The 11,619-nt window shown below is 69.6% G+C and carries 10 protein-coding genes and 1 tRNA gene; 4 read left to right on the forward strand and 7 right to left on the reverse strand.

The features are described from left to right. Positions 1-65 precede the first annotated feature (65 nt). From clpP to F563_RS0109085, 3 genes are all read right to left on the reverse strand, one after another. Positions 66-704 carry an ATP-dependent Clp endopeptidase proteolytic subunit ClpP gene (clpP, locus tag F563_RS0109075; RefSeq protein ID WP_019014351.1) on the reverse strand — a complete coding sequence of 213 codons (639 nt, stop codon included), beginning with the start codon at positions 702-704 and terminating at the stop codon, positions 66-68. 114 nt (positions 705-818) lie between these two features. After that, on the reverse strand, positions 819-2,150 hold the full coding sequence (gene tig / locus F563_RS0109080) for a trigger factor (RefSeq protein WP_026299451.1): 1,332 nt from the start codon (positions 2,148-2,150) through the stop codon (positions 819-821). Positions 2,151-2,195: 45 nt separating this feature from the next. Continuing rightward, positions 2,196-2,280: transfer RNA gene (locus F563_RS0109085), tRNA-Leu, on the reverse strand. Positions 2,281-2,414: 134 nt separating this feature from the next. On the opposite strand from F563_RS0109085, the gene F563_RS0109090 reads away from it, so the two are divergent. Further along, the gene (locus tag F563_RS0109090) at positions 2,415-2,990 is read left to right on the forward strand and encodes an NAD(P)H-dependent oxidoreductase (RefSeq protein ID WP_026299452.1); all 576 of its coding nucleotides are present in this window, start codon (positions 2,415-2,417) and stop codon (positions 2,988-2,990) included. Positions 2,991-3,053: 63 nt separating this feature from the next. Next, the gene (locus F563_RS0109095) at positions 3,054-3,947 is read left to right on the forward strand and encodes a transglutaminase family protein (RefSeq protein ID WP_019014353.1); all 894 of its coding nucleotides are present in this window, start codon (positions 3,054-3,056) and stop codon (positions 3,945-3,947) included. Here the strand turns inward: F563_RS0109095 and F563_RS0109100 are convergent. From F563_RS0109100 to F563_RS0109115, 4 genes are read right to left on the reverse strand one after another with little or no spacing between them, the layout of a single operon-like run. Then, positions 3,941-4,831: a pyridoxamine 5'-phosphate oxidase family protein gene (locus tag F563_RS0109100; RefSeq protein WP_245557113.1), complete on the reverse strand. Its 891-nt coding sequence runs from the start codon at positions 4,829-4,831 to the stop codon at positions 3,941-3,943. The two genes, F563_RS0109095 and F563_RS0109100, sit on opposite strands and share 7 nt — an antisense overlap. A gap of 10 nt (positions 4,832-4,841) precedes the next feature. After that, positions 4,842-6,236 (reverse strand): NAD(P)(+) transhydrogenase (Re/Si-specific) subunit beta, encoded by a 1,395-nt coding sequence (locus tag F563_RS0109105; protein WP_019014355.1) that lies wholly within the window; start codon positions 6,234-6,236, stop codon positions 4,842-4,844. A gap of 5 nt (positions 6,237-6,241) precedes the next feature. Next, on the reverse strand, positions 6,242-6,643 hold the full coding sequence (locus tag F563_RS0109110; RefSeq protein WP_019014356.1) for a proton-translocating transhydrogenase family protein: 402 nt from the start codon (positions 6,641-6,643) through the stop codon (positions 6,242-6,244). A gap of 16 nt (positions 6,644-6,659) precedes the next feature. Beyond that, on the reverse strand, positions 6,660-7,829 hold the full coding sequence (locus F563_RS0109115; protein ID WP_019014357.1) for a Re/Si-specific NAD(P)(+) transhydrogenase subunit alpha: 1,170 nt from the start codon (positions 7,827-7,829) through the stop codon (positions 6,660-6,662). 167 nt (positions 7,830-7,996) lie between these two features. On the opposite strand from F563_RS0109115, the gene F563_RS0109120 reads away from it, so the two are divergent. Further along, the gene (locus F563_RS0109120; RefSeq protein ID WP_019014358.1) at positions 7,997-10,159 is read left to right on the forward strand and encodes a malate synthase G; all 2,163 of its coding nucleotides are present in this window, start codon (positions 7,997-7,999) and stop codon (positions 10,157-10,159) included. 170 nt (positions 10,160-10,329) lie between these two features. Continuing rightward, complete coding sequence (locus F563_RS0109125) at positions 10,330-11,334, forward strand: alpha/beta hydrolase (protein ID WP_019014359.1); 1,005 nt, start codon at positions 10,330-10,332, stop codon at positions 11,332-11,334. Positions 11,335-11,619: the final 285 nt, after the last annotated feature.

Genomic DNA, 11,619 nt, shown 5'->3' on the forward strand with positions numbered 1-11,619 from the left:
CACAAGCAGCCGGCCGCGGGGCCGCCCGTCGCCCCGCCGCCTCGCCGCCCACGGGCCGGAGCCTGCTACTTGCGGTCGGCCTCGGGGGCCGGTCGGTTCTCGACCACCTGGTCGACGATGCCGAAGGCCTTCGCCTCCTCGCCGGACATGAAGCGGTCGCGCTCCAGGGTCCGCTCGACCGTCTCGAGGTCCTGGCCGGTGTGCTTGACGTAGATCTGGTTCAGCCGCGCCCGCACGGCGAGGATCTCGCGCGCCTGGATCTCGATGTCGGTCGCCTGGCCCTGCGCGCCGCCCGAGGGCTGGTGCACCATGATCCGGCTGTTCGGCAGGGCGTAGCGCTTGCCGGGCGCACCCGAGGCCAGCAGCAGCGAGCCCATCGAGGCGGCCTGGCCGATGCAGACCGTGCTGACGGGGCTGCGGATGTACTGCATCGTGTCGTAGATCGCGAGCCCCGCCGTCACCACCCCGCCCGGTGAGTTGATATAGAAGGCGATGTCCTTGTTCGGGTTCTCGCTCTCCAGGAACAGCAACTGAGCGCAGAGCAGGCTTGCCACCTGGTCGAACACCGGCCCGGTGAGGAAGATGATCCGCTCCTTCAGAAGCCGCGAATAGATGTCGTAGGCCCGCTCGCCGCGCGCGGTCTGCTCGACCACCATCGGCACCAGCGTGTTGCCATAGACCTCAAGCGGATCGCGCTCGCGCATCGTCGCCGTCAAACCTCTTGCCCAGGGGTGTCCACCGGCCGAGTCCCGGCCCGGCGTCTCGCAGGAATATAGGCCGCGCGGGCCGGCGTGCCAGCACCCTCCCCGCCGGCGCGGTCAGGCCTCGGCCGCCTCGGGGTCGCGCATCAGATCCTCGGGCCCGACCGCCTTCTCGCTGACCTTGGCCAGCGCGAGCACGTAGTCGATCACCTTCTCCTCGAAGAGCGGCGCCCGGAAGCGTTCGATCGCCTGCGGGTTCTGCTGGTAATACTCCAGCACCTTGCGCTCCTGGCCCGGATAGCGCTGCGCCTCGGCGATGATCGCGCGCTTCAGCTCCTCCTGCGACACGGTCAGGTTGTTGGCGCGGCCGATCTCGGAGAGCAGCAGGCCGAGCCTCACCCGCCGCTCGGCGATGCCGCGGTACTCGGCCTTCAGCGTCGCCTCGTCCTTGCCGCGGTCGGCCTCGTCGAGCTGGCCGGCCTTCATGTCCTGCTCGATCCGCTGCCAGATCGCGCCGAACTCCGCCTCCACCATCGCCTCGGGCGTGGGGAAGCGCGCCTGTTCGGCGAGCTTGTCGAGCAGGGCGCGCTTGAGCCGCAGCCGCGAGAGCTGGTCGTACTCGCGCTGGATCGCGCCCTTGATCGCCTCGCGCATGGCGTTCAGGTCGGCGAAGCCGTGCTTGGTCGCGAGCGCATCGTCGATCGAGGGCGGCAGGGCCCGGCGCAGCGCCTTGGCGGTGACCTCGAACACGGCGGTCTTGCCGGCGAGATCCTCGGCCGGATAGGCCTCGGGGAAGCTGACCGTGACCTCGCGCGTTTCGCCCGGCGCGAGCCCGACCAAGCCCCCGGTGAAGCCCGGCACGAAACCCGCGCCGCCCACCTCGATCTCCATGTCGGTGGCCGAGCCGCCGCGGAACGCGCGGCCGTCGATCCGGCCCGTGAAGTCCACCACCAGCAGATCGCCGGCGACCGCCGGGCGCGTCTCCTCGACCGGCTCGCTGTTGCGGTGCCGCTTGGCGATCTCCTCGAGCCGCTTCGCGATCTCCTCCTCGGAGGGCGTGGCGGTCAGCTTCTCGACCTCGATCGCGGCGAGGTCGGGGATCGTGATCTCGGGCAGGAGCTCGACATCGAGGTTGAACTCGAGATCGGCACCGTCCGACCAGTTGACGATCTCGACCTTCGGCTGCACCGCCGGCTTGAGCCCGCGATCGGTGACGATGCGGCGCGCCGCGTCGTCGAGCGAACGCTCCAGCACCTCGCCCATCACGGCTTGGCCGTAGCGCTGGGCGACGATCTTCGGCGGCACCTTGCCGGGACGGAAGCCGGGCAGGCGCAGATCCTTGCCGATCTCGGCAAGCCTCGCCTGCCGCCGCGCCGCGATATCGGCGGCGGGCAGCACCACCGCGAAGGCGCGCTTCAGACCCTCCGAGCTCTTTTCCGTCACCTGCATGGCAATCCGATCCCGATCCTCCGGCGCGACGGCCGGCCACAACGATGGTGCGGGCGGAGGGATTTGAACCCCCACGACTTGCGTCACCGGAACCTAAATCCGGCGCGTCTGCCAGTTCCGCCACGCCCGCAGGGCGGGCGCCCGCCCGAGAGGGGCCGCGTGTAGCGCGTCGGGATCGGCCGGGCAAGGGCGGCGGCACGCGCGCGGTGGATCAGCGCAGCAGACATGGGCGATACCGGGCCGACCCGCGCGAAAGGACTCCCGATGAGCCGCCGCATCGTCATCATCCAGGGGCACCCCGATCCAGCAGGCGGCCATCTCGGCCACGCCCTTGCCGATGCCTATGCCCAAGGGGCCCTGTCAGCCGGGCATGACGTGCGGCCCATCGCGGTGGCGCGTCTCGATTTTCCCCTCCTGCGCACCAAGGCGGAGTTCGACTCCGGCGCGCCGCCCGAACCCATTGCCGCGGTCCAGGCCGATTTCGCCTGGGCCGAGCATCTGGTGTTCCTCTATCCGCTTTGGCTCGGCGCCATGCCGGCGCTGCTCAAGGCGTTCCTCGAGCAGACGCTCCGCCCCGGCTTCGCCTTCGAGCCGGGACGGATGCGCGGCCGGCTCGCCGGCCGTTCCGCCCGGGTCGTGATCACCATGGGGATGCCCGTGCTGGCGTTCCGCTGGTGGTTCGGGGCTCACAACCTCAAGGCGTTCGAGCGCAGCATCCTCGGCTTCGTCGGTATCGGCCCCGTGCGCGAAAGCCTGTTCGGGATGGTGGAAAGCGCCGGGGAGGCGAAACGGGCTCGCTGGATCGCGGCCATGCGGCGTCTCGGTCAGGCTGCCCGGTGACCGTGCTGGCCCGGCGCGTGGCGAGCGTGTAGGCAGGCGGTCCCGCGACCAGCGACGCGCACCATGCCCACTGTCTCGATCACCCACCGCACGACCTACGGCTACGCCGAGCCCGTGAGCTTCGGCGAGCACCGGCTGATGACGCGCCCGCGCGACAGCCACGACCTGCGGCTGGTCGAGGCGACGCTCGCCATCACGCCCACGGCCGCGCTGCGCTGGAAGCACGACGTGTTCGGCAACTCGGTGGCGATCGCCGCCTTCGCCGAACCGGCCGCGACGCTGGAGGTCGTCTCGCGCATCCGGCTCGCGCATTTCCCCGCCGATCCGCCCGATGTCGCGACGTTGATCGAGCCCTATGCCGAGACCCATCCCTTCGCCTACCCGGCCGAGGAGGCGGAGGACTTGGCCCCGGTGCTGCGCCGGCACGATCCTGATCCCGAGCGGCTGGTGGACACCTGGGCGAAACGCTTCGTGCAGACCGCCGGTCCGACGCGCACGGCCGACCTGCTCGTCGCGATCACGCGCGCCATCCAGGCGGAGTTCCGCTACGAGGCGCGCGCGGCGGAGGGCACCCAGGCGGCCCCCGAGACGCTCCGGCGCGGCAGCGGCGCCTGCCGCGACTTCGCGCTCCTGATGATGGAGGCGTGCCGCAGCCTCGGCCTCGCCGCCCGCTTCGTCTCGGGCTATCTGTACGATGCCGACATGGTGGACGCCGCCACGTCGGTGGTCGGCGGCGGTGCGACGCATGCCTGGTGCGACGTCTATGTGCCCGGCGCCGGCTGGGTCGAGTTCGACCCCACCAACGGCCTGATCGCCGGGCGCAACCTGATCCGGGTCGCGGTCGCGCGCACGCCCGAGCAGGCGGTGCCGATCGCCGGCTCCTGGACCGGTACGCCCGAGAGCTTCCTCGGGCTCGATGTGGACGTCGAAGTCGCGGTCGAGGCCGCGGCTCAGTAGAGCCGGTCGCGGTAGCCGACCAGCGTATCCGCCTCCGCCGCGTCCGCATCCATGCCGCCGAGCTGCTCGGCGATCATGCGGCCGATCGGCGGGATCGTGCCGGGCGGCACGTGGCGCTCCGGGTTCCAGAGCTCGCTGCGGATCAGCGCCTTGCCGCAGTGGAAGAACACCTCCTCCACCGAGACGACCAGGGCCGAGGACGGCAGCTTGCCCTGTGCGGGCATCTCGGCGAGCAGGTCGGGCTCGGTGCTGATGCGCGCGCGGCCGTTCACCCGCAGGGTCTCGCGCACGCCGGGGACCATGAACAGCAGCCCGACACGCGGGTTCTCGGCAACATTCAGCAGCGTATCGACGCGGTTGTTGCCACGCCGGTCCGGCAGCGCGAGTGTCGTGTCGTCAAGTACGCGCACGAAGCCGGGCGCGTCGCCGCGCGGGGTCGCGTCGCACCAGCCGCGCGCGTCGGCCGAGGCGACGATGCAGAACGGCGAGAGCGCGATGAAACGGCGCGGCCAGGCATCGAGCCGTGTGACCGTCTTGGCGGCGGCGAGCGCGCGGACCTCGCCGTAATGCGCGCGCACCGCCGCGGGCGTGGCGAGACCCTCGGCCGGCGGCGCGGCGTCGTGATGCGCGCCGCGCGGCACCACTTCCATTCGCGTGATCGTCACCGGACCCGCGCGCAGCAGGTTCATCGCCGAGACGATCATCTCGGCGAGCCGCTCGGGCGTCACGGTCTCGCCCGGGATGTCGAGCAGGAAGTCCTGCACCTCGACATGGCCGCCATTGGTGAAATCGACGCGCGCGTCGAACTTCACGCGGAAGCGGCTTGTCGGGTCCGCGCGGTAAGGTAGAGCGTCGGCGGCGGGGGCCAGGATTACGGGCAGCATGCACAGCCCCTCAATGACCCAGGGCCTGCACGATCTCCTCGGTCATCTTCTTCGCATCCCCGAACAGCATCATCGTATTCGGGCGGAAGAACAGCTCGTTGTCCACGCCCGCGTAGCCCGAGCCCATCGAGCGCTTCACGAACAGCACGGTCTTGGCCTTGTCCACCTCCAGGATCGGCATGCCGTAGATCGGCGAGGCCGGGTCGGTCTTGGCCGCCGGGTTCGTCACGTCGTTGGCGCCGATCACATAGGCGACGTCGGCGGTGGCGAAGTCGTTGTTGATCTCCTCGAGCTCGAACACCTCGTCATAGGGCACGTTCGCCTCGGCGAGCAGCACGTTCATGTGCCCGGGCATGCGGCCGGCCACGGGATGGATGGCATACTTCACCTCCACCCCCTCCTTCTTCAGCAGGTCCGCCATCTCCCGCAGCGTGTGCTGCGCCTGTGCGACCGCCATGCCGTAACCCGGGACGACGATCACCTTGGAGGCGTTCTTCATGATGAAGGCGGCATCCTCGGCGGCACCCGCGCGCACGCTGCGCTCGCCGCCGGCAGCGGCGGCCGCGCCCGCGGTCTCGCCGCCGAAGCCGCCCAGCAGCACGTTGATGATGCTGCGGTTCATCCCCTTGCACATGATGTAGGAGAGAATCGCGCCCGCCGCACCGACCAGGGCGCCCGCGATGATCAGCATCAGGTTGCCGACCGTGAAGCCGATGCCCGCCGCCGCCCAGCCCGAGTAGCTGTTCAGCATCGAGATCACCACCGGCATGTCGGCGCCGCCGATCGGGATGATGATCAGGAAGCCGATCGCGAAGGCCAGGATCGCCAGCAGCCAGAACAGCGCGTGGCTCTCGGTCGCCACGAAGATGATCGTCAGCAGCAGGATCACGATCGCCAGCACGAGGTTCAGCATGTGCTGCTGCGGGAAGGTGATCGGCGCGCCGGACATCACGCCCTGAAGCTTGGCGAAGGCGATCACCGAGCCCGAGAAGGTGATCGCGCCGATCACCAGACCCAGGCTCATCTCGATCAGGCTCGCGGTCTTGATCGCGCCCACCGTGCCGATGCCGAAGGATTGCGGCGAGTAGAGTGCCGCGGCGGCGACGAACACCGCCGCCATGCCGACCAGCGAGTGGAACGCCGCGACCAGCTGTGGCAGCGCCGTCATCTGGATACGACGGGCAATGATCGTGCCGATCGTGCCGCCGATCACCACGGCGAGCAGGATCCAGGCATAGCCACCCATGCCGGGACGGGCCAGCGTCGCCAGCACCGCGAGCCCCATCCCCACCATGCCGTACACCACCCCGGCGCGCGAGGTCTCGGGATGCGACAGGCCGCGCAGCGCGAGGATGAAGCAGACGGACGCGACCAGGTAGGCGAGCGTCGTGACCGCGGCACCCATGGCGCTCAGCTTCCCTTCTTGCGGAACATCGACAGCATCCGGTGGGTCACCAGGAAGCCGCCGAAGATGTTCACCGATGCGAGCAGCACCGCGAGGAAGCCGAACACCCGCGCGATCGTATCCTCGGCAAGCCCGACCGCGAGCAGCCCGCCGACCACGATCACCGAGGAGATGGCATTGGTCACACCCATCAGCGGCGAGTGCAGCGCCGGGGTGACGTTCCAGACCACGTAGTAGCCGACGAAACAGGCGAGCAGGAAGATCGTCAGCAGGAACAGGAAGGGCTCGGCCACCTCGGCCACGGGCTGCGCCGCGGCGGCCGCCTTGATCGAGAGCGCGTGGGCGCGCTCGGCCAGGGCAGCCGCCTCGCGGGCGATCTCGCCCGCCCTCTGGGCAATGTCGCTCATGCTTGGGTCCCCTCGCTCACGCGGCCGCGGCCGGCTTCTGGGCGAATTGCGGATGCACCACGGCGCCGTCCCGGGTCAGCGCCACGCCCTGGATGATCTCGTCATCGGGCTTCAGGTTCGGCTTCTTCCCCTCCTTGTCCCAGAACGCGGTCAGGAAGGTCAGCAGGTTGCGCGCATAGAGCGCGGAGGCCGCGACCGCGATCCGGCCGGGCCAGTTGCGCCAGCCGAGGATCGTCACGCCGTTGCCCGTCACCACGCGCTCGCCCGGCTTCGTCAGCGCGCAGTTGCCGCCGGCATCCGAGGCGATGTCGACGATCACGCTGCCCGGCTTCATGGACGCCACCATCTCGGCGGAGATGATCTTCGGCGCCGAGCGGCCCATGGTCAGCGCGGTGCAGATGATGATGTCCTGCTTCTTCACCGTTTCGGCCATCAGCTCGGCCTGGCGGCGGCGAAAGTCCTCGCTCATCTCCTTGGCGTAGCCGCCCGCGGTCTGGGCCGCCTTGGTCTCGTCGGTCTCGACGCCGACGAAACTCGCGCCGAGCGACTTGATCTCCTCCTTGGCCGCCGGGCGCACGTCGGTCGCCGAGACGCGCGCGCCGAGCCGCCGCGCGGTCGCGATCGCCTGGAGCCCCGCAACGCCCGCGCCCAGCACGAACACGCTCGCCGGCGCGACGGTGCCGGCCGCGGTCATCATCATCGGGAAGGAACGGCCGTACTCGACCGCCGCCTCGATCACGGCGCGGTATCCCGCGAGGTTCGCCTGCGAGGACAGCACGTCCATGCTCTGCGCGCGGGTGATGCGCGGCAACAGCTCCATCGCGCAGGCGTCGATCCCGCGCTCGGCATAGGCGGCGACCCGGCCGGTATCCTCCCAGACGCTCAGCGTGCCGACCAGCAGCGCCCCGCGGGGGATGAGCGCCAGGTGATCGACATCCCCTTCGCCGGGGCCGAGCGGGGCGCGCACGCAGAAGACGATGCCCGCGCCGGCGAGGGCCGCCGCCGGGTCTCGGGCGATCTCGGCGCCGGCGGCGGCGAACTCGGCATCGGGGATCGAAGCCCGCTCGCCCGCCCCGGCCTCCACCGCGACCGTCAGGCCCAGCCCGATCAGCTTCTTCACGGTCTCGGGCGTGGCCGCGACCCTGGCCTCGCCCGGACGGCGTTCCTTCAGCACCGCAAGGCGCATTCCAGACCCCTATTCCTGCTGGGCGGAGCCGCGACGGCCCCGCAAGGAGAGCGCCTTGCAACCTGCCCGATGCCACGGGGGTCAGGCAAGGGCGGGTTCACGCCCTCGACAACGGCGGCGGGATCGGAAATACCCCTGATCAATCGGGTTCGAGGAGGCACAACCATATGGATCGGGTCGAGATCGGCGGGGTACGGATTGCCCAGGCACTGGCGGCGTTCGTCGCCGAAGAGGTTGCGCCGGGGACCGGGATCGATCCGACGTCGTTCTGGACCGGCTATGGCGCCATCCTGCGCGAGCTCGCCCCCCGGAACGCGGCGCTCCTGGCCAAGCGCGATGCGCTGCAGGCGAAGATCGATGCCTGGCACACGGCACGGCGTGGCCAGCCGCACGACGCGCCTGCCTATGAGGCGTTCCTGCGCGAGATCGGCTATCTCCTGCCCGCGCCCGCGCCGTTCAAGGTGCGCACGGCCCATGTGGACGACGAGATCGCGCGCATTGCCGGGCCGCAGCTCGTCGTGCCGGTGTCGAACGCGCGCTACGCCCTGAACGCGGCGAACGCCCGCTGGGGCAGCCTCTATGACGCGCTCTACGGCACGGACGCGCTCGCGCCGGTCGATCCGTCCGCAATGGGCTACGATCCGGCGCGCGGGGCGATGGTGATCGCCAAGGCACGCGCGGTGCTGGACCAGGCAGCCCCGCTCGCGCAGGGCAGCCACGCGGACGCGACGGCCTACGCGATCGGCGACGGCGCGCTCGCGGTGACGCTGAAGGGCGGGGCGCGGACGGGCCTGCGCGACCCCTCGCAGTGCGTCGGCTACACGGGCGAGGCGGCCGCGCCGTCGTCGGTGCTGCTCCGCCATCACGGCCTGCACATCGAGATCGTGATCGACCGCAGCCACCTGATCGGCAAGGACGACCCGGCGGGGGTGGCGGACGTCGTGTTGGAGAGCGCGGTCACGACCATCCAGGACTGCGAGGACTCGGTCGCGGCGGTGGATGCGGCCGACAAGGTGGACGTGTACCGCAACTGGCTCGGGCTCATGACGGGCAACCTCGTCGCGACCTTCCCGAAGGGCGGGCGGATGATCGAACGCCGTCTGAACCCCGACCGGAGCTGGACGGCGGTGTCGGGCGGGACCGTGACGCTGCACGGCCGCAGCCTGATGCTGGTGCGCAATGTCGGCCATCACATGATGACCGATGCCGTCCTGGACGCGGACGGGAACGAGACACCCGAGACGATCCTCGACTGCGCGGTGACGAGCCTGATCGCGCTGCACGACCTCAAGGGCCTCGGCCGTGTGCGCAACAGCCGCGCGGGTTCGGTCTACATCGTCAAGCCGAAGATGCACGGGCCGGAGGAGGTGGCGTGGGCCGATGCGCTGTTCGCGCGCGTCGAGGATCTGTTGGGTCTCGATCGCTACACGCTGAAGATGGGGATCATGGACGAGGAGCGGCGCACGACGCTCAACCTCGCCGCCTGCATCGCGCAGGTGCCCGACCGCGTGGTGTTCATCAACACCGGCTTCCTCGATCGCACCGGCGACGAGATCCACACCTCGATCGAGGCGGGCGCGATGATCCGCAAGAACGACATGAAGGCCACGCCCTGGATCGCGGCCTACGAGGACAACAACGTCGATGTCGGGCTCGCCTGCGGTCTGCCGGGTCATGCGCAGATCGGCAAGGGCATGTGGGCGATGCCGGATCGGATGGCCGAGATGCTGAAGCAGAAGGTCGGGCATCCGAAGGCGGGGGCGAACACGGCGTGGGTGCCCTCGCCCACCGCGGCGACGCTGCATGCGCTGCACTACCACGAGGTGGACGTGGCGGCGCGTCAGGCGGAGATCGCGAAGGGAGGGCCGCGCACGAAGCTGGGCGATCTGCTGACCTTCCCGGTGGCGGACCGGCCGAACTGGAACCCCGCCGACCTTCAGGCGGAGCTCGACAACAACTGCCAGGGCATCCTCGGTTACGTGGTGCGCTGGATCGACCAGGGCGTGGGCTGTTCGAAGGTGCCGGACATCAACGACGTGGGGCTGATGGAGGATCGGGCGACGTTGCGCATCTCGTCGCAGCACATCGCGAACTGGCTGCTGCATGGCGTCGTGAGCGAGGCGCAGGTGATGGAGACGCTCAAGCGCATGGCGGCCGTGGTCGATCGGCAGAACGCGGGCGATCCGGCGTATCGCCCCATGGCGCCCGGCTTCGACGGTCCGGCGTTCCGCGCCGCGTGCGACCTCGTGTTCAAGGGCCGCGTGCAGCCGAACGGCTACACCGAGTTCCTGCTCACGCAGTGGCGCCGGGAGGCGAAGCGGGCGGCGTAGTGGAAGGTCCAGGAAACTCAGTTTCCTGGCGGGAGAGTCCGAGAGGCCAGCGCCCTCTCGGTGGATAATGCCTTCCTCCGAGTTTTCATCCTGTGCATTCTGCCGCGCAGAATGATCAAGCCGGAGGAGGCCTTGTCACGCGTCGTCTTGCGACCGTTCTCGCGCTCACGATGACGGCCGGGGTTGCTGCCGCGTCCGAACGCGGACCGATCACGATCGCCGAGATGGGCAGTTTCCATGTCGGCGGGAAGCTGGTGGAGATCAGCGGCAAGCCGGTGCGCGAGGTGGTGTTCACCCCGGGCGGCGTGCCGGCGCGGGTCGATCCGAACGGCCGCTACATGGTGGGCGCGATGTACACGCAGTACGTCGTGCCAGCCGAGCGTCGGGGGCGGTATCCCCTGCTGATGTGGCATGGCGGTGGGCTGACGGGTGTGACGTGGGAGACGACGCCGGACGGGCGCGAGGGGTGGAAGCATTACTTCCTGCGCCGGGGCTGGCCTGTCTATGTGTCGGATGCGGTCGAACGCGGGCGGTCGGGCTGGTCGATGTATCCCGATCTGTTCCCAGGCGAGCCATTGTTCCTGACGATCGAGAACCCGTTCGAGCGGTTCCGCATCGGCGCGGGTGTGGGGTCATGGAGCGACGATCCGGCGCAGCGACGCGTGCTGCCGGGCAATCAGTTCCCGACTGATACGGAGAGCTACCTGAACTTCGTGCGCCAGATCGTGCCGCGCTGGACCACGACCGATCCGATGATCATCGATGCCTATACGGCCCTGGTGGATCGCGTTGGTGACAGCGTGGTGATGGTGCACAGCCAGGGCGGGCAGTTCGGGTTGAAGGTGGCGCAGGCGCGGCCCGAGAAGGTGAAGGGACTGATCCTGATCGAGCCGGCGGGCCTGGGAGATCGGGACAAGATGGCGGCGTTCAGGGGCATGCCGATCCTGGCGGTTTATGGCGATCACATCGCGCAGGACAGCCGCTGGCCGACGATCCGGGGGAACGGGGTGCGGTTTCTCGAACAGGCTCGCGCAGCGGGCGCGGATGTCGAGGTGATCGACCTGCCGGAGCGGGGCATCCGCGGCAACAGCCACATGCTGATGATGGACCGCAACAGCGACGAGGTCGCGGCAGTGGTGCAGGACTGGCTCGTGCGGAAGGGACTGTGGCGGTAACGCCGCCGCCGGCGGCCTAGAGCCTGATTCCTTCTGGTGGAATCGGATTGGGTGTTCCGGCGCGTTTGGTTTTCTGATTCAAGCTGCTGGCTGGGCTGGAGGCCAGCAGCCGATGACCCGAGCCCTGTCCTGTGATCTGCGTGATCGCGTCGTGGCGGCCATGCGGAATGGCGCGAGTTGCCGCGAGGCGGCCAAGCTGTTCTCGGTGAGCGTGGCGAGCGCGGTGCGTTGGTCGCAGTTGTATCGCGCGACCGGCAGCACGGCGCCGCGGCCTCATGGTGCGCG

Origin of the sequence: Elioraea tepidiphila DSM 17972 (assembly GCF_000378465.1) — a bacterium.
GTDB classification, from domain to species: Bacteria; Pseudomonadota; Alphaproteobacteria; order Acetobacterales; family Acetobacteraceae; genus Elioraea; species Elioraea tepidiphila.